This is a genomic window from Enterobacter cloacae complex sp. I2, assembly GCF_014896205.1.
Classification (GTDB): domain Bacteria; phylum Pseudomonadota; class Gammaproteobacteria; order Enterobacterales; family Enterobacteriaceae; genus Enterobacter; species Enterobacter quasihormaechei.
The window spans coordinates 126,767-144,411 of record NZ_JADBRA010000015.1; the positions used below are offsets into that span (position 1 = coordinate 126,767).

At 55.9% G+C, this 17,645-nt stretch carries 17 protein-coding genes; 6 read left to right on the forward strand and 11 right to left on the reverse strand.

Annotation, left to right across the window (positions count from 1 at the left end; all coding sequences use genetic code 11):
- Positions 1 to 27 precede the first annotated feature (27 nt).
- A complete protein-coding gene (gene nudB / locus IM300_RS14605) occupies positions 28 to 471 on the reverse strand; it encodes a dihydroneopterin triphosphate diphosphatase (protein WP_063450111.1) in 444 nt (147 codons plus the stop codon).
- Between the two features lies 1 nt (position 472).
- A complete protein-coding gene (gene aspS / locus IM300_RS14610) occupies positions 473 to 2,245 on the reverse strand; it encodes an aspartate--tRNA ligase (protein WP_063450112.1) in 1,773 nt (590 codons plus the stop codon).
- Between the two features lie 263 nt (positions 2,246 to 2,508).
- Between aspS and IM300_RS14615 the strand changes: the two genes are divergently transcribed.
- Genes IM300_RS14615 through cmoB form a run of 5 tightly spaced genes read left to right on the forward strand, consistent with a single transcriptional unit; the run spans position 2,509 to position 6,089 of the window.
- Positions 2,509 to 3,075, forward strand: a complete 567-nt coding sequence (locus IM300_RS14615) for a hydrolase (protein WP_063450113.1) — start codon at positions 2,509 to 2,511, stop codon at positions 3,073 to 3,075.
- Positions 3,072 to 3,890: a DUF72 domain-containing protein gene (locus tag IM300_RS14620; RefSeq protein ID WP_063868462.1), complete on the forward strand. Its 819-nt coding sequence runs from the start codon at positions 3,072 to 3,074 to the stop codon at positions 3,888 to 3,890. Before IM300_RS14615 ends, IM300_RS14620 begins: the two co-directional genes overlap by 4 nt.
- 51 nt (positions 3,891 to 3,941) lie before the next feature.
- Positions 3,942 to 4,337, forward strand: a complete 396-nt coding sequence (locus IM300_RS14625) for an MAPEG family protein (protein ID WP_063450115.1) — start codon at positions 3,942 to 3,944, stop codon at positions 4,335 to 4,337.
- A gap of 40 nt (positions 4,338 to 4,377) precedes the next feature.
- On the forward strand, positions 4,378 to 5,121 hold the full coding sequence (cmoA, locus tag IM300_RS14630; protein WP_193037087.1) for a carboxy-S-adenosyl-L-methionine synthase CmoA: 744 nt from the start codon (positions 4,378 to 4,380) through the stop codon (positions 5,119 to 5,121).
- Entirely contained in the window at positions 5,118 to 6,089 is a 972-nt protein-coding gene (gene cmoB / locus IM300_RS14635; protein ID WP_107533267.1) for a tRNA 5-methoxyuridine(34)/uridine 5-oxyacetic acid(34) synthase CmoB, read from the forward strand. Before cmoA ends, cmoB begins: the two co-directional genes overlap by 4 nt.
- A gap of 175 nt (positions 6,090 to 6,264) precedes the next feature.
- On the opposite strand, the gene cutC is transcribed toward cmoB, so the two are convergent.
- Entirely contained in the window at positions 6,265 to 7,008 is a 744-nt protein-coding gene (cutC, locus tag IM300_RS14640) for a copper homeostasis protein CutC (RefSeq protein ID WP_193037089.1), read from the reverse strand.
- Positions 7,009 to 7,077: 69 nt separating this feature from the next.
- Positions 7,078 to 7,638, reverse strand: a complete 561-nt coding sequence (locus IM300_RS14645; protein WP_063450119.1) for a VOC family protein — start codon at positions 7,636 to 7,638, stop codon at positions 7,078 to 7,080.
- Between the two features lie 237 nt (positions 7,639 to 7,875).
- On the opposite strand from IM300_RS14645, the gene argS reads away from it, so the two are divergent.
- Positions 7,876 to 9,609, forward strand: a complete 1,734-nt coding sequence (gene argS, locus IM300_RS14650; protein WP_063450120.1) for an arginine--tRNA ligase — start codon at positions 7,876 to 7,878, stop codon at positions 9,607 to 9,609.
- A gap of 45 nt (positions 9,610 to 9,654) precedes the next feature.
- On the opposite strand, the gene IM300_RS14655 is transcribed toward argS, so the two are convergent.
- The 7 genes from IM300_RS14655 to flhB form a co-directional block, all read right to left on the reverse strand.
- Positions 9,655 to 10,095 (reverse strand): DUF3421 domain-containing protein, encoded by a 441-nt coding sequence (locus IM300_RS14655; protein WP_193037091.1) that lies wholly within the window; start codon positions 10,093 to 10,095, stop codon positions 9,655 to 9,657.
- Positions 10,096 to 10,140: 45 nt separating this feature from the next.
- Entirely contained in the window at positions 10,141 to 10,431 is a 291-nt protein-coding gene (locus IM300_RS14660; protein ID WP_028013637.1) for a hypothetical protein, read from the reverse strand.
- A gap of 245 nt (positions 10,432 to 10,676) precedes the next feature.
- Positions 10,677 to 11,816, reverse strand: coding sequence for a glycoside hydrolase family 105 protein (locus IM300_RS14665; protein WP_193037102.1), 1,140 nt, complete (start codon positions 11,814 to 11,816; stop codon positions 10,677 to 10,679).
- A 4-nt stretch (positions 11,817 to 11,820) separates the two neighbouring features.
- Positions 11,821 to 13,404 carry an MFS transporter gene (locus IM300_RS14670; protein ID WP_063868457.1) on the reverse strand — a complete coding sequence of 528 codons (1,584 nt, stop codon included), beginning with the start codon at positions 13,402 to 13,404 and terminating at the stop codon, positions 11,821 to 11,823.
- Positions 13,405 to 13,665: 261 nt separating this feature from the next.
- Positions 13,666 to 14,058, reverse strand: a complete 393-nt coding sequence (locus IM300_RS14675; protein WP_107533272.1) for a flagellar protein FlhE — start codon at positions 14,056 to 14,058, stop codon at positions 13,666 to 13,668.
- Entirely contained in the window at positions 14,058 to 16,136 is a 2,079-nt protein-coding gene (gene flhA, locus IM300_RS14680; protein ID WP_063450124.1) for a flagellar biosynthesis protein FlhA, read from the reverse strand. The genes IM300_RS14675 and flhA overlap by 1 nt, the downstream gene beginning before the upstream one ends.
- Positions 16,129 to 17,277: a flagellar biosynthesis protein FlhB gene (flhB, locus tag IM300_RS14685; RefSeq protein ID WP_064910429.1), complete on the reverse strand. Its 1,149-nt coding sequence runs from the start codon at positions 17,275 to 17,277 to the stop codon at positions 16,129 to 16,131. The genes flhA and flhB overlap by 8 nt, the downstream gene beginning before the upstream one ends.
- Positions 17,278 to 17,645 lie beyond the last annotated feature (368 nt).

Consider the following 17,645-nt stretch of genomic DNA (forward strand, 5'->3'; position numbering starts at 1 on the left):
AAAAAGTTCTCCAAAAATCGCGCCTTCTCAGGCAGCGTTAATTACAAATTCTTCAATCGCCTGCCGGTTGCTCCATGACTTGGTCAGTGCGGCGGCATCCGCCGCATCGACCCAGCGGTAGGTCAGATGTTCAGTGAACACGATCTCCCGCTCATGGGGAAGCGCAAGGCAGAACCACGATTCCGTATTGCGCTCAATGCCCGGCGCATAGCGATGACGTAAATGGCTAAAAATTTCAAACTCCACCGTGCGCTGACAGTCCTTCAGGGTCAGTTGCTCGCGAGCAACATCAATGGCGACCTCTTCCTTTACTTCACGCGCGGCGGCCTGCGGCGCGGTCTCCCCCTCTTCCAGGCTGCCGGTAACCGACTGCCAGAAATCAGGATCGTCGCGCCGCTGCAACATCAGCACCCGCTTCGTGTCCAGGGCATAAATGACAACTAAGACAGAAACGGGAAGCTTGTATGCCATATCAGTTTTTCTCTTCCTTCTTCACCACCTCAATGCCCAGCTCGGCCAGCGCGGCCGGGTTGGCAAAGCTTGGCGCTTCGGTCATCAGACACGCCGCTGCGGTGGTTTTCGGGAAGGCGATAACATCACGGATGTTGTCGGTGCCGGTCAGCAGCATGGTCAGACGGTCAAGACCGAAGGCCAGACCCGCGTGCGGAGGCGTACCGTACTTCAGGGCGTCCAGCAGGAAGCCAAACTTCTCGCGCTGCTCCTGCTCGTTGATGCCCAGAATGCCGAACACGGTCTGCTGCATTTCACCGCTGTGAATACGCACGGAGCCGCCGCCCACTTCGTAGCCGTTGATAACCATATCGTAGGCATTCGCTACCGCATCTTCCGGTGCTGCCTTCAGCTCCGCCGCCGTCATGTCTTTTGGCGAGGTGAACGGGTGGTGCATCGCGGTCAGGCCGCCTTCACCGTCGTCTTCAAACATCGGGAAGTCGATAACCCACAGCGGCGCCCATTTGCTTTCGTCGGTCAGGTTCAGGTCTTTACCGAGCTTCAGACGCAGCGCGCCCATTGCGTCAGCAACAACTTTCTTGTTGTCTGCGCCGAAGAAGATCATGTCGCCGTCCTGGGCACCGGTGCGCTCAAGGATCGCTTCCACGATGTCCGCGTTCAGGAATTTCGCCACCGGGCTGGTGATGCCTTCCAGACCTTTCGCGCGCTCGGTCACTTTAATATAGGCCAGACCTTTCGCGCCGTAGATCTTGATGAAGTTGCCGTAGTCGTCAATCTGCTTACGGCTTAAGGACGCGCCGCCCGGTACGCGCAGGGCAGCCACGCGGCCTTTCGGATCGTTAGCCGGGCCAGCAAAGACCGCGAACTCCACGTCTTTAACCAGGTCAGCCACGTCCACCAGCTCCATCGGGTTACGCAGATCTGGTTTGTCGGAACCGTAGCGACGCTCGGCTTCCGCGAAGGTCATGATCGGGAAATCGCCCAGCTCAACGCCCTTGACGTCGTTCCACAGGCTACGCACCAGCGCTTCCATCACTTCACGCACCTGCTCGGCGGTCATGAAGGAGGTTTCCACATCGATCTGGGTAAATTCTGGCTGACGGTCAGCGCGCAGGTCTTCGTCGCGGAAGCATTTTACAATCTGGTAGTAGCGGTCGAAGCCGGACATCATCAGCAGCTGTTTGAACAGCTGCGGAGACTGCGGCAGCGCATAGAATTTGCCTTTATGGACGCGGGATGGCACCAGGTAATCGCGCGCGCCTTCCGGCGTGGCTTTGGTCAGCATCGGGGTTTCAATATCGAGGAAACCGTGATCGTCCATAAAGCGACGCACCAGGCTGGTGATTTTCGCACGGGTTTTCAGGCGCTGAGCCATTTCCGGACGACGCAGATCCAGGTAGCGGTATTTCAGACGCGCTTCTTCGGTGTTGACGTGGTTGGAGTCCAGCGGCAGCGCTTCCGCGCGGTTGATAATCACCAGATCGGACGCCAGCACTTCTATAGCGCCGGTCGCCATCTCGGCGTTGATGTTTTTTTCGTCACGCGCACGCACGGTGCCCGTCACCTGAATGCAGAACTCATTACGCAGCTCAGAAGCCAGCTTCAACGCATCAGCGCGATCCGGATCGAAGAACACCTGAACGATACCTTCGCGGTCACGCATATCAATAAAGATAAGGCTACCAAGATCGCGACGACGATTGACCCAACCACACAGGGTAACCTGCTGCCCGACGTGGGACTGACGCAGCTGCCCGCAATATTCTGTACGCATGAGATATCCCTTAATTAGCCGCAGGCTGATTGTTGCCTGTCTTGCAGGCTACGATGTCGCAGCTTTCTGTATGTCACAACTGGATGAAAAAAGGCGGCTATTATACTGGAAATTCTGCCGGACGATAAGAGCGAAGCACGGCCTGACGCGCGTTTGCTGTGCTCTTATTGCCTATTCTCACAAAAATTAACAAAATTATCCGACCGATAACAGGCCATACCGTCGTAAGGTGTAGAAAAGCAACTGATTTGACTGGAGTAACAATGTTGACGCTTGATGCCACCAAAACCGCCCTTGTGGTCATTGATTTACAGGAAGGGATCCTGCCTTTTGCCGGGGGTCCGCACACCGCTGACGATGTCGTAAGCCGCGCTGCGCGTCTGGCGGAAAAATGCCGTGCCAGCGGTGCGCCGGTGGTCATGGTGCGCGTCGGCTGGTCCGCTGATTTTGCCGAAGCGTTAAAACAGCCGGTTGATGCTCAGGCCCCGGCGCAGGCGCTGCCGGACAACTGGTGGACGTATCCGGTCTCGCTCGGTAAACGCGACAGCGATATTGAAGTCACCAAACGCCAGTGGGGCGCCTTCTACGGCACCGATCTGGAGCTTCAGCTGCGCCGTCGCGGAATCGACACGATCATTCTGTGCGGGATCTCCACCAACATCGGTGTGGAATCCACCGCCCGTAACGCCTGGGAGCTGGGCTTTAACCTGGTCATCGCAGAAGACGCGTGCAGCGCAGCCTCTGCGGACCAGCATCAGGGCAGCATGACCCATATCTTCCCGCGTATCGGTCGCGTGCGCAGCACGGATGAGATCCTGAGCGCGCTATGATGTACGTGGGCCTGCCCCAGTGGTCGCACCCGAAATGGGTGCGCCTGGGTATTACCAGCCTTGAAGAGTATGCCCGACACTTTAACTGCGTGGAGGGCAATACAACGCTGTACGCCCTGCCACGCGCGGAGATCGTCGAACGCTGGCGCGAGCAAACCACCGACGACTTTCGCTTTTGCTTTAAATTCCCGGCAACCATCTCCCACAACGCCGCGCTGCGCAACTGCGATGATTTAACCCACGAGTTTTTCACCCGTATGTCGCCTCTGGCCAGCCGGATTGGACAGTACTGGCTCCAGCTTCCCGCCACGTTTGGCCCGCGCGACCTGCCTGCTCTCTGGCAGTTTCTCGACGCGTTGCCGCATGACTTTACCTACGGCGTGGAAGTGAGGCATCCGGAATTCTTTGCTAAAGGCGAGGCGGAAAAAGCGTTGAATCGCGGTCTGTTAGATCGCTCTGTCAATCGGGCGATCCTCGACAGCCGGCCCGTGCACAGCGCAATCCCGCACAGCGAAGCCATTGTTGATGCCCAGCGCAAAAAACCGAAAGTGCCCGTCCACGCGATCGTGACGGCCAAAAACCCGATGGTGCGGTTTATCGGCAGCGATAACATGCAGCAAAACCAGGCGATGTTCGCCGTCTGGCTGCAAACGCTCGCGAAATGGGAGCAGACCACCACCCCGTACCTGTTTTTACATACGCCGGATATTGCCCAGGCGCCTGAACTGGTCGATGCTCTCTGGCAGGCCTTGCAGCGTGCGGTTCCGTCGGTTGGCCCCGCCCCCTCCATCCCACAACAATCTTCTCTTTTCTGATATCACCCCCTATCATAGAGACGTGCCATCTGCCAAAAACAGGGAGTTAGTATGGTCAGCGCGCTGTATGCGGTGTTAGGTGCATTACTGCTGATTAAATTTTCATTTGATGTTGTGCGCCTGAGAATGCAGTACCGCGTCTCCTACGGTGACGGGGGCTTTTCTGAGCTGCAAAGCGCAATCCGCATCCACGGCAACGCGGTCGAGTACATTCCCGTCGCGTTAATTTTACTGCTGTTAATGGAAATGGATGGCGCAGAAACCTGGATGGTGCACGTCTGTGGGCTGCTGCTGATTGCCGGACGCTTAATGCATTATTACGGTTTTCACCAACGCCTTATACGCTGGCGTCGTTCCGGCATGAGCGCGACCTGGTGCTCGCTTTTGCTGATGGTGCTGGCTAACCTTTGGTATATGCCGTGGGAGTTGGTTTTCTCCTTCCGTTAGCGCACAATATGCCCCTTTATTTTTCCCGGATTTTTACGTTATGTCAGATCGCGACACGCTTTTTTCCGCGCCTATCGCCAGCCTGGGCGACTGGACCTTTGATGAACGGGTAGCCGAAGTCTTCCCGGATATGATCCAGCGCTCTGTTCCAGGTTATTCCAATATTATTTCCATGATCGGCATGCTGGCTGAACGCTTCGTTCAACCCGGCACGCAGGTTTATGACCTGGGCTGCTCGCTGGGTGCGGCAACGTTGTCCATCCGCCGTAACGTTCATCAGGAAGGCTGCAAGATCGTAGCCGTCGATAACTCTCCGGCTATGGTTGAACGCTGCCGTCGACACATTGACGCGTATAAAGCCCCTACGCCAGTGGAGGTAGTAGAAGGCGATATCCGCGATATCGACATCCAGAACGCCTCGATGGTGGTACTGAATTTTACCTTGCAGTTCCTGGTGCCGGACGATCGTCAGCGGCTGCTGGATAAAATTTATCAAGGCCTCAACCCGGGCGGCGCGCTGGTGCTTTCCGAGAAATTCAGCTTTGAAGACGCCAGCGTAGGCGAGCTGCTGTTTAACATGCACCACGATTTCAAGCGTGCTAACGGCTACAGCGAGCTGGAGATCAGCCAGAAGCGCAGCATGCTGGAGAACGTGATGCTGACGGACTCCGTGGAAACTCACAAAGCGCGCCTGCACAAAGCCGGATTCGAACACAGTGAACTGTGGTTCCAGTGCTTTAACTTTGGCTCTCTGGTAGCGCTGAAGGCCGGAGACGCAGCATGATCGAGTTCGGTAATTTCTATCAGCTGATTGCCAAAAACCATCTCTCCCACTGGCTGGAGACCCTGCCTGCGCAAATTGCCACCTGGCAGCGCGATCAGCAGCATGGCCTGCTGAAGCAGTGGTCAAACGCCGTGGAGTTTCTGCCTGAACTGACGCCTCATCGTCTGGATTTACTGCACAGCGTGACGGCAGAAAGCGAAGCGCCGCTCCCGACCGGGCAGATTAACCGTATCGAAACGCTGATGCGTAACCTGATGCCGTGGCGCAAAGGGCCGTTCTCGCTGTACGGCGTGAACATCAATACCGAGTGGCGCTCAGACTGGAAGTGGGATCGCGTACTGCCGCACCTTTCCGACCTGACCGGGCGCACCATTCTGGACGTGGGCTGCGGCAGCGGCTATCACATGTGGCGCATGATCGGCGCGGGCGCGCATCTGGCGGTGGGTATCGATCCGATGCAGCTGTTCCTGTGCCAGTTTGAAGCCGTGCGAAAGCTGCTCGGCAACGACCAGCGCGCGCACCTGCTGCCGCTGGGCATCGAGCAACTCCCGGCCCTGAAAGCCTTTGATACCGTATTCTCCATGGGCGTGCTATACCACCGTCGTTCCCCGCTGGAGCATCTGTGGCAGCTGAAAGATCAGCTGGTCAGCGGCGGTGAGCTGGTGCTGGAAACGCTGGTTATCGAAGGCGATGAGCATGCGGTTCTGGTACCGGGCGATCGCTACGCGCAGATGCGCAACGTTTACTTCATCCCTTCCGCGCTGGCACTGAAGAACTGGCTGGAAAAATGTGGCTTTATCGATGTGCGCATCGCCGATGTGTGCGTGACGTCGATTGAGGAGCAGCGCCGCACCGACTGGATGATCACCGAATCGCTGGAGCAGTTCCTCGACCCGGACGATCACAGTAAAACCATCGAAGGTTATCCGGCCCCGATGCGTGCGGTGTTGATTGCAACCAAGCCGTAATCTTTTAGCCGGGTGGCGGCTACGCCTTACCCGGACTACTCTCGCTTTTGTAGGCCCGGTAAGCGCAGCGCCACCGGGCACAGGACAAAAAAAGGCCCCTGTTGAAATTGCAGGGGCCTGGTACAAGCAAGCATCATATTGGGCGACATGATGCGCGGTAAAAATCGGTACGTTGCTACACGTGATGACGTTCAATCAGCGATTTCATTACCGCAACCGACTCTCCATCCACACCGTAGCGCGAGTACTCATCCGCTTCAGCATCCGTCGACATTGACAACCCTGTATTGCGATAACGCATGGGCGAAGGTATCCATTTACCCGCCGAGCTGTGCAGCTCTTCCACCCCTGCGTTTAAAAACAGTTCCAGATTGCTGGCGCGTACTCCCGCGCCCGCCATGATTATTGGAACACCGGAATGTGCTTTTAGTTCCGTAATTAATTTCAGTCCTTTTTCAGCCGAGGACTGCTGGCCTGACGTCAGAACGCGCGCCACTCCCAGTTCTGCCAGCGTATCAAAGGCTTGCATCGGATCTTTACACATATCGAACGCACGATGAAAAGTGACCGCCATTCCCTGGGCAACGCGCATAACCTGGCGCATGCGCGGAAGATCGACGTTGCCGTCTTCATCCAGCACGCCGGTCACCAGCCCCGGGAAACCTGAATCACGGACGAGGGCAATATCCTCAAGCATGGCGCTAAACTCACCCGCCGTATAACAAAAATCCCCCCCGCGCGGGCGAATAATCGGGTGCACCGGAATGGTGATGGCCTCACGCGCTGATTTCAGCACGCCAGAGGACGGGGTTAATCCACCTTCTTTCGGTGCCGCGCAAAGCTCGATGCGATCGGCCCCCTGCCGTTGCGCAGTAACGGCACACTCCACGCTGTAACAACAAATTTCCAGCAGCGCCATATCTTCCTCCTTAAATTTCGCTCAACGCACCATCGTGGCACGTTGCCCGATTCCTGTCTGGATCAACGCTCACGCTTCGCTGGCGACGATCTGCTCGATAGTCCAGGGATGGAATTTCACCGTCACTTTCCCGTCCGTAACGGCAAGCGTAGGGTTTGGTAAACGTTCGCGCTCCCCTTTTGGTGAGCTGCTTTTCACAAAAATACCCGGCTGGCTTAAGCCCTCGTCAGAGAGCAGCGCCAGCGCACGCGCGTTCAGCGTCTCTGGCTCCCCAGGCAGAACAATTTCGATATGCTCCCAGCCTTCGTGTGGATAGCGTTTTTCTCCCGGCCAGGGCAGTTCAACAACGGTGAATTGCCAGTGGGCCACACTTACCGGCTCGTGAAGTTTGAACAGGCAAATCGGGCGGCCGTTAATGATATTCTCTGAGAGCAGCTCGCCGCACTGCTCAAAGCCACGCCGCCAGCGTTCGGCGGTGGCGTTCTGGTGGCAGCGCAAAGCAATGTGATCGGCGTCAAGCGGCGCGATATCCAGCCCGAGACGGGTGGCAAGTTCTGTGAACGCCTGGGTGAAGCGTGGTAAATCTGCGGAAATATCATGCAGTTCGTCAAGGGTGTGCCAGTTCGCCATAGGTCAGTCTCGTCTCGTGTCGCAAAGCCGCTAATTTACTCTGTTGCCCCCATTCGACCAACCGCAGAATCACGGTTTTTTCGACTGCATGTTTATGCACACCGTCTTCGCCTGGATTCTGAACAATCTTCGGCCCCGGCAGGGCTGACGCCCGAAGGCATTTGCAGTATACTCCCGCCCTAAATTCTTAAACTGGCGCGGGCGTTTTTACCCGCATCAAAAATGTAAGGTATCCAGGTGAATATTCAGGCTCTTCTCTCAGAAAAAGTCAGTCAGGCACTGATTGCCGCAGGCGCGCCTGCGGATTGCGAACCACAGGTTCGTCAGTCAGCAAAAGTACAGTTTGGCGACTATCAGGCTAATGGCGTGATGGCAGTGGCTAAAAAACTGGGCATGCCGCCGCGACAGCTCGCTGAGCAGGTACTGACGCATCTGGATCTCACCGGCATCGCCAGCAAAACCGAAATCGCCGGTCCGGGGTTTATCAACATTTTCCTTGAGCCTGCGTTCCTGGCAAGCCACGTTGACGCGGCGCTGAAGTCTGACCGTCTGGGCGTGACTCAGCCAGAGCCGCAGACCGTGGTGGTTGACTACTCTGCGCCAAACGTGGCGAAAGAGATGCACGTCGGCCACCTGCGCTCCACCATCATTGGTGATGCCGCCGTACGAACCCTGGAATTCCTGGGGCACAAGGTGATCCGCGCTAACCACGTAGGCGACTGGGGCACTCAGTTCGGCATGCTGATCGCGTATCTGGAAAAACAGCAGCAGGAAAATGCGGGCGAAATGGCGCTGGCGGACCTGGAGGGGTTCTACCGTGAAGCCAAAAAACACTATGACGAAGACGAAGCCTTCGCCGAGCGCGCGCGCAGCTACGTGGTGAAACTCCAGGGGGGCGACCCGTACTTCCTCGAGATGTGGCGCAAGCTGGTGGACATCACTATGTCCCAGAACCAGCTCACCTATAACCGTCTGAACGTGACCCTGACCCGCGACGACGTGATGGGTGAAAGCCTGTATAACCCGATGCTGCCAGGCATTGTGGCGGACCTGAAAGCCAAACATCTGGCGGTAGAAAGCGAAGGCGCAACGGTGGTATTCCTTGATGAGTACAAAAACAAGGAAGGCGAACCGATGGGCGTCATCATCCAGAAAAAGGATGGCGGCTATCTGTACACCACCACCGATATCGCCTGTGCGAAATACCGCTATGAAACCCTGCATGCGGACCGCGTGCTGTATTACATCGACTCCCGTCAGCACCAGCACCTGATGCAGGCGTGGACGATCGTGCGTAAAGCGGGCTACGTACCGGATTGCGTGCCGCTGGAACACCACATGTTCGGCATGATGCTGGGTAAAGACGGTAAGCCATTCAAAACCCGTGCGGGCGGCACCGTGAAGCTTTCCGATCTGCTGGATGAAGCGCTGGAACGCGCGCGTCGCCTGGTGGCCGAGAAGAATCCGGATATGCCTGCTGACGAGCTGGAAAAACTGGCTAACGCCGTGGGTATCGGTGCGGTGAAATACGCGGATCTCTCCAAGAACCGTACCACCGACTATATCTTCGACTGGGACAACATGCTGGCATTTGAAGGCAACACGGCGCCTTACATGCAGTATGCCTACACCCGCGTGCTCTCCGTCTTCCGTAAAGCGAATATCGACGAAAGCGTGCTGGCGAACGCCCCGGTGACCATTACCGAAGACCGGGAAGCACAGCTGGCCGCACGTCTGCTTCAGTTCGAAGAGACGCTCTCCGTGGTCGCCCGTGACGGTACGCCGCACGTTATGTGTGCTTACCTGTACGATCTGGCCGGTCTGTTCTCTGGCTTCTACGAACACTGTCCTATCCTCTCTGCCGAGAGCGAAGCGGTGCGTAACAGCCGCCTGAAGCTGGCGCAGTTGACGGCGAAAACCCTGAAGCTGGGTCTGGAGACCCTGGGTATCGAAACCGTAGAACGTATGTAAAAAAGAAACCCGGCGGTCGCCGGGTTTTTTTATGGCTGATTGCGGTTAGTCGTGAACGAGCACCTGGAAGGTATCTAATTCATACTCTCTGCCGTTATAGCCGATGCAGCATCCTCTGCTGAGGTGGCTTCCTGCTTTACCAACAAACAGGCCATTATCGAATTTTGCACGTGCAACGTAGAGCTTAGCACCATTGGCTTCATGCCCCGCCTCAACCACATTCGGTGGGAAATTTTTCCCCTTAACGTCTACCCATTTTAACGCGCCCACGTAAATTTCAAATTCATTACACAGGTGCTCGCTCCCTCCCCATGGGACCCAGGCCGTATTGCCGAACACCCATTTACCCGGATGAATACCATTATTCAGTTTTGCGCGAATAATAAACAGCGGTGAAGGTCCTTTGATACCTGGCACCCCAATTTCATAACCGGCTACAGGCGCGTCCAACGGAATAAATTCATCTCTTTTCGCTGATTTCCACATAATGATTTCCTTTTCAGTTTAAATAATTATCCGTAAATAAAATGATTAGAATTCTGAGATCGAATGGATAGCCAACTCATTGTTCAGACTTTGAAAAATAATGACCTTAACCAGTGATTTTTCTTGTCCCTTTGCATGCATGAAACGGCGAAGCGCAATAAAGGTATGCAGCTGGCCAGCCACGAGCTGGCTACCGACAAACAGTAGCGGGGTATAGCCCGCGCCGTCGATATCATTGAAAACCGATTCGAACATTTGAAGATGTTCATCCGACATTTTATCGGCATGCATATTTACAGAAGGGTTAATAACAATACTGCCCATTGCATTTTCCATTGCATCACTCCTTAAATGTGTATTGGAAGAATCTTAATGCAATTAAAAAATAGGATAAATACGGCATGCATTTTGTGAAGAGAATCACATTTTAATAATAGCCTGAATTTATTTTAAGCCTATTATTCACGTCATAAATACAAGCAGAATATCATATTGATGGCGTATTATATTTACCCGCCGTTATTATAAAAAAAAGCCCCTTTAAAGAGGGGCTTTGCAGTAATGAAATTATTAAGCAGCCGTCAGAAATATTTGCGTAAATACTCCGTCAGGCACAGAATCGCCATTGCCTGGCCATACGGCATCGACGTCAGCGGTATTTGACGATAAAAATCAAGATCGCTGCCCATTCCCGTCCCGAACGAGGTTTGCAGCAGCTCCCCTTCCGGCGAGATATTTTGCACAATACCGCGAATCGCTTTCTCCGCCACCTCAGCGTACTCTGCGCCGACATAACGCTTGCGCACGGCCTTCAGGATACCGTAGGCAAACCCTGCCGTGGCCGACGCCTCAAGATAAGAATCAGGATCGTCAAGCAGCGTATACCACAACCCGCTCTCGTCCTGACATTTTGCCAGCGCGGCGATCTGCGCATTCAGCACCTGCACCAGATAGCGACGAACGGCGTTGTTTTCCGGCAGATCCACCAGCTCAAGGAAGTCCGGGATCACGATGGTCAGCCAGCTATTGCCGCGCGCCCAGCGGGCCCGGGCAAAGTTGTGATTACCTTCGTAATTCCAGCCGTGGAACCACAGCCCCGTCTCCCGGTCCATCAGGTTCTGCACGTGGAGCAGGAACTGATAGATCGCCTCCTCTACGTACTCCGGCTTGTTCAGCAGCCTGCCGATTTTCGCCAGCGGCAGTACCGTCATCATCAGCGTGTCGTCCCACATCTGCTGATGGTTCTCTTCTGCCAGCGTGATGTGCTGCATGCCCCCATGTTCGGTGCGCGGCATCTCGTTCATCGCCCACTCTGCCCAGCTTTCCAGCCACGGTAGCCAGGCCGGGTTTTTGGTCTCTTCGTAGCGGTACGCCAGCGTCAGGAACGGCGACATGGTGTTCACGTTTTTGGTGGTTGCGCCCTCTGCGAAACGGTCAGCAAACCAGCTGTCGATAATCTCGCACATGCCTGCGTCACCGGTCTGGCAGTAATACTGCCAGATACCGTACAAACCGACGCCGTGCGTCCACTCCCATCCGGCCCAGCCTTTGGTGTCGATCACGCGCCCGTCGTCCAGCCGCAGCAAAAACTCACCCGTTTTGTCGTGGATATTGACCAGGTTATGCGTCACCTTCTGAATGAGCGATTTCAGCTCATCCCTGGCGATAAAGCGCTCAGGCTGACGCAGTAGCGGGCTATGTTTGACAGGCCAAACTTTCATCATCTTAACCTCTGTTGTATGTCGAATTCAGTACCGCACGATCCTTCAGCGAAGGGGCCGCGGGCTTATTGCGATTCAGATAACCGATATTGTTGTTGCCCCACAGGGATTCATACGGCATACCGGCCAGCATCTCCACGGTGGCGCGCGCCTGCGGGGTCGCCGCCTCCGGCATCGCATGGCCGGACTCGCGCATTTTCGCGGTCTCTTCGCGCAGGGTGCTGTGGGTTTGTAAATTGAGCCTGAAGCGCAGGGAGACCAGGAAGCCGCAGAACAGCACCAGAATGGTGCCCACGCTCAGGATCATCAGAATGGTATGGCTCACTTCCGCAGGCTGTACTTTCTGACCGCTGACAAAGCCGGACATCTGCATCACGATACCCACCAGCATCACCGCGCCGGCCTGAGACGCTTTACGGGTCAGGGTCATGATGCCCGCGAAGATCCCTTCGCGACGCTGACCGGTGATCACTTCGTCCACGTCAGCAATGTAGGTGTAGGTATTCCACGGTACATAGTTGATACCGCCGCGGCCAAGACCGGCAATTGCAGAGATCAGCAACAGCAGAGCGTATACGTCGCTCAGGCCCGCGTAGTAAAGCACCGCGTAAGAGAGCGAAGCCAGGCCAAACAGCACGACCACCATGCGGTAAGACGGTGCAGGTCCGAAGCGAATGCACAGCGGGATCATCCCGATCACGGCGAGGAACTGGAAGATGGCCATCGTGCCCAGCAGGTTGGACGCCATCGACGCTTCCTGCATCAGCACAAACACCACGTAATAGGTGAAGACGGCGTTGAACACGTCCTGAGCAATATAGCCGCCGAGGTACATGCCCAGGTGCTGGCGGAAAATCTTGATACGCAGCGTTGAACTTAATTCGACAAAAAGACGATTCAGGCTCTGGCCCAGGGTCAGCTTTTTCTTCTCTTCTTCGGCACGCAGGGCCGCTTCAGACCACTCTTCACGCGGACGTTCCCAGGTAAAGAACCAGACAAATGTGAGCATCAGGGCGCACAGTACGGAGAAGACCAGGCTGGCATAGAAGAAGGAGATCGCGTTGTCTTTACCAAATTGCGTGAGCAGGATCCCCGGCAGGAAGGAGGCGAGAATGGCAGACATCTGCGCCATGGAGATACGCGCCCCGGAGAATTTGGTTTTCTGTTTGAAATCGTCCGTCATCTCCGGCACCAGCGTTTCGTACGGCACCAGGATCATGGTGTAGACGATATCGAAGATCAGATAAGTCAGCAGGTAGTACCAGAAGCTCATGTCCCCTACCCACATCAGCGAATAGCTGAACACGCAGGGAATACCGAGCAGAATAAAGAACTTACGACGGCCAAAACGCTTACCCAACCAGGTGGTACCAAAGTTATCGGTTAAAAAGCCCATTAACGGGCTGACAACCGCATCCAGCACCCTTGCGGCGGCGAAGATAAAGGTTGCTTCAATCGGTGTGAGTCCACAGAAGGTGGTATAAAAATACAAAAGCCAGGCGGCCGTCAGGGCGGTAGTCCCCGCCCCGAGGAAGTCCCCTGACCCGTAAGCAAGATAATTTGCGAGTCCAATTTTTCGTGTTTTCATTGCCGTCAACCCTAATCAGTTTTGGGAGACTCCCTGTAAGCAAACCTCGTCCGGGAGTTTTTACACGGCTACAGTAAAAGTATCGACCTGGTGAAACCTTTCTGTTTCTGCCATCACCGGGTGGCAAATGGCAAAAATGCAAAGAGTGTCGTTACGCGTGTCACTGATTTATAAAACAGCGTTTCTTTTGCATCAAAATGGAAGGTCAATTTTGCGAGCCAGCCTTCAGAAATGCCTGAAGACTGGCGAAAAGGCGGGCAGTTAGCGGTAGTTGACGAGCACCTCGTTGCGCTGAATTTTAAGCGCCGGGATCAGGCGTCCACCGCCCGGCACTTCCCAGATAAAGCGTAAAGGTTCCTGAGCAGACACCCCGTTTAAGGCCTGGGTTGTGCCATTCTGCCCCTCGATTTCCGCGCAGCGGGTCAGCGAGCACAGCCGTACCCGTAACCCGGCCGGCGTAGGGCCCGTCAATGTGTAATTCCAGGCCACCAGCGTCATCTGCCCGGAAACGGGCTCAGAGGCCGACAGCGGACGGGAGGAGATCGCCTCCCCCCGATGGTTGAGCGTTAAGCCGATACTGCTGGCCTGCCATGCCCCCTCGCCTGCGGCCTGCGCCGCCAGCGGAAAAAGTAAGATCCACAGCCACTTACGCATTATTTTCCTCCGATGGTCGCCGTCATGCGGATATTGCGGTTATCGGACAGCTCCATGTTCGACAGGACCACCAGCTGGTTCAGGCTCCGGCGCAGGAAGCGCGACAGCAGCGGACGCAGCGCATGATTCACCAGCAGCACCGGCGGCGCGCCCAGCATCTCCTGACGCGCCAGCGCCTCCTGAGTTTGCGCCAGTAATCTGTCCGCCAGGCCTGGCTCCAGTCCGCCACCGCCCTGTAGGGCCTGTAGCAGCAGACGTTCAAGCGGCGTGTCGAGGCCAATTACCTGCACTTCGCCGGTTCCCGGGAACCACTGCTGGGTAATGGCGCGTCCGAGCGCTACGCGCACTACCGCCGTCAGCTCGTGCGGATCGCTTTGCAGCGGCGCATGCTCGGCCAGCGTTTCGAGGATGGTACGCATATCGCGGATAGGCACCTTCTCGTCGAGCAGGTTTTGCAGCACTTTATGCAGCGTGGTTAAGGTCAGCACGCCCGGGACTAAATCTTCGGTCAGCTTCGGCATCTCCTGCGTTACGCGGTCAAGCAGCTGCTGCGCCTCCTGACGTCCAAACAGCTCCGCAGAGAACTGACCAATCAAGTGGTTAAGGTGCGTCGCCACCACGGTACTGGCCTCAACGACCGTGTAACCCTGAATCTGCGCCTGCTCTTTCAGCGCGCTTTCGATCCAGATAGCGGCCAGACCAAAGGCCGGATCGGTCGTCTGCTCGCCCGGCAGCGTGCCTGCGGCGGTGCCGGGGTTAATCGCCAGCCAGCGGCCGGGGTACGCGTCGCCGCTGCCGATTTCCACCCCTTTCATCAGGATGCGATAGCGTGCGGGCGGCAGATCCATGTTGTCACGGATATGAACCACCGGCGGCAGGAAGCCCATGTCCTGGGCGAATTTTTTACGAATGCTGCGGATACGGCCCAGCAGTTCACCATCCTGCTGGAAATCCACCATCGGGATCAGGCGGTAGCCCACCTCCATCCCCAGCGAATCCTCAAGCTGAACGTCGTTCCAGGTCGCTTCTACCGCCTGGGTGTTCTCAGGCATTTTGACCGGCGCCGGCTCTGCCGCTGGCTGGGTTTCACGGCCACGCATCCACCAGGCAAGCCCCAGCAGTCCAGCGGTAAACAGCAGGAACACCAGGTTTGGCATGCCCGGCACCAGCCCGAGCAAGCCCAGCACCGCCGCGGAGAGCAGCATAACGCGCGGGTTGCTGAACAGCTGTCCCACCATCTGCTCGCCAACGTCCTGGTCGGTGCTGACGCGAGTCACGATCACACCCGCCGCGGTGGAGATCACCAGCGCCGGGATCTGCGCGACCAGACCGTCACCGATGGTCAGCAGCGTATAGCTTTCCGCCGCGTGGCCCATGTCCATTCCGTGTTGCAGCACGCCGACGAGCAGGCCGCCGACGACGTTAATCACCATAATCAGAATGCCCGCGATGGCATCACCGCGTACAAACTTACTCGCACCGTCCATCGAGCCGTAGAAATCGGCCTCCTGGGTCACTTCGGCACGGCGTTTTTTCGCTTCATCTTCCGCGATCAGCCCGGCATTAAGATCGGCGTCGATGGCCATCTGCTTGCCCGGCATCCCGTCGAGCACGAAGCGCGCGCCCACTTCTGCGATACGCCCTGCACCTTTAGTGATAACCATAAAGTTGATAATCACCAGAATGACGAACACCACGATACCGATGGCGAAGTTGCCGCCCACCAGGAAGTGACCGAAGGCTTCTACCACCTTGCCCGCCGCCGCCGCGCCGGTGTGCCCTTCCATCAGGATGATACGCGTGGAGGCAACGTTCAGCGCGAGGCGCAGCAGCGTGGTGAATAGCAGGATCGTTGGAAACGCGGCGAACTCCAGCGTGCGCTGGGTAAACATCGCCACCAGCAGCACCATGATGGACAACGCAATGTTGAAGGTGAAAAGCAGGTCGAGGATAAATGCCGGTAACGGCAGCACCATCATCGACAAAATTAGCAGGATCAGAATCGGTCCGGCAAGGATCTGCCATTGCGTCGTTTTCAGGTTGCCGGGCAGGCGCAACATTGCCACCAGATTAGCCATCAGTGTCCTTCTCGTTCAAAAAATCCAGTGCTTCAGGCACCGGAAGGTTCTCAGGTTTTACAGGTCGTTGACCGCCTGCTAAACGCCAGCGTTTCAGTTGCCACACCCAGGCCAGCACCTCTGCGACAGCGGCATAGAGCTGGCCCGGGATCTGTTGTCCAATTTCCGCGTGGCGGTACAGCGCACGAGCCAGCGGCGGTGCTTCAAGGATCGGCACGCGGTTTTCCGTGGCGATTTCACGAATGCGCAGCGCAATTAGCCCGGCCCCTTTCGCCACCACTTTCGGCGCGCTCATTTTGTTTTCGTCGTACTGTAGCGCGACGGAGTAGTGGGTCGGGTTAGTGACGATCACATCGGCTTTCGGCACATCTTCCATCATGCGACGACGCGCGGCAGCACGCTGCATCTGGCGGATACGGCCCTTGACGTGCGGGTCGCCTTCCATCTGTTTATATTCATCGCGGATGTCCTGACGCGACATTCGCAGCTTCTTGATATGGGAAAAGATCTGGAAGATAACGTCGAACGCCACCATCGGAATAATGCTGAGCACTACCAGCAGCGAGCATAGTCCGACCAGATTCAGGGCGTTTTTCATCGCCGTCATGGGGGATTCGCTGATCAGGCGCATCATCTCAGGCCAGTAGTGCCACAGGAAAAACCCGGCTGTCCCGCCCATAAGGAGCGATTTCAGAATGGCTTTGAGCAACTCAGCGCCCGTTTGCGCGGAAAACATTTTTGCAATACCGGGCAGCGGGTTGAGCTTAGAGAATTTCGGTTGCAGCGATTTACCGCTGAACACCAGGCCACCGAGCATGACCGGGGATACAAGCGCCACGATGACCACGCCCACGATCAGCGGCAGCAAGGCAATCATCGCGCTTTTCACAAGATTGATGATTTGAATGAGGATCAGATTGGGGTCATTGACCATGCTGTGATCGAAACGTAAGCCAGCAGAGAGCATGCCCGCCAGTCTGCGGGCGAGCATCTCCCCGCCCCACCAAATGATGCACACGCCGACCACCAGGATCAGCAGGGACGTCAGCTCTCTGGATCGGGGGATCTGCCCATCCTCACGGGCTTTTTCAAGTCGGTGGGGTGTGGGGGCTTCTGTTTTGTCGTCGTTCTCTTCTGCCACTTTCGGTCTCGCAGCCCAATGATTCAGGGGTATCATGCCAGAGCGCTTTCGGGTCAATGGGCAGAATAGCCTCTAATACTCCCCTGTTTTTTCGCGCTTACCGCCAACAGAAACTCTCAAGGGTTCAATGCATCGTTTTTCGGAAAAATGCCTATTTTTTATTAATTCATAATCAATGTTACCCATTGCATCAATTTTTCTTCTAAATGCATTCAAGAAAAAATGCTCTATTTTGGCGAATTCAACAGTGATATTTTGATATTAATAAGACACGCGCATTCTTTCTGGATATATATACATTCACATAAATAACTCGCATGAATATTTAAAAGTTAAAGCACGCATGCAATAAGATAGCAAACGCCAAC

Coding starts and splice junctions, on each gene's coding strand:
- cmoB (WP_107533267.1), top strand. CDS start 5,118: ATGATCGAGTTCGGTAATTTCTATCAGCTGATTGCCAAAAACCATCTC.
- IM300_RS14665 (WP_193037102.1), bottom strand. CDS start 11,816: ATGAAAGTTTGGCCTGTCAAACATAGCCCGCTACTGCGTCAGCCTGAG.
- IM300_RS14645 (WP_063450119.1), bottom strand. CDS start 7,638: ATGGCGAACTGGCACACCCTTGACGAACTGCATGATATTTCCGCAGAT.
- cmoA (WP_193037087.1), top strand. CDS start 4,378: ATGTCAGATCGCGACACGCTTTTTTCCGCGCCTATCGCCAGCCTGGGC.
- IM300_RS14660 (WP_028013637.1), bottom strand. CDS start 10,431: ATGGAAAATGCAATGGGCAGTATTGTTATTAACCCTTCTGTAAATATG.
- cutC (WP_193037089.1), bottom strand. CDS start 7,008: ATGGCGCTGCTGGAAATTTGTTGTTACAGCGTGGAGTGTGCCGTTACT.
- IM300_RS14675 (WP_107533272.1), bottom strand. CDS start 14,058: ATGCGTAAGTGGCTGTGGATCTTACTTTTTCCGCTGGCGGCGCAGGCC.
- IM300_RS14655 (WP_193037091.1), bottom strand. CDS start 10,095: ATGTGGAAATCAGCGAAAAGAGATGAATTTATTCCGTTGGACGCGCCT.
- IM300_RS14615 (WP_063450113.1), top strand. CDS start 2,509: ATGTTGACGCTTGATGCCACCAAAACCGCCCTTGTGGTCATTGATTTA.
- aspS (WP_063450112.1), bottom strand. CDS start 2,245: ATGCGTACAGAATATTGCGGGCAGCTGCGTCAGTCCCACGTCGGGCAG.
- IM300_RS14620 (WP_063868462.1), top strand. CDS start 3,072: ATGATGTACGTGGGCCTGCCCCAGTGGTCGCACCCGAAATGGGTGCGC.
- IM300_RS14625 (WP_063450115.1), top strand. CDS start 3,942: ATGGTCAGCGCGCTGTATGCGGTGTTAGGTGCATTACTGCTGATTAAA.
- flhA (WP_063450124.1), bottom strand. CDS start 16,136: ATGGCTAATCTGGTGGCAATGTTGCGCCTGCCCGGCAACCTGAAAACG.
- nudB (WP_063450111.1), bottom strand. CDS start 471: ATGGCATACAAGCTTCCCGTTTCTGTCTTAGTTGTCATTTATGCCCTG.
- IM300_RS14670 (WP_063868457.1), bottom strand. CDS start 13,404: ATGAAAACACGAAAAATTGGACTCGCAAATTATCTTGCTTACGGGTCA.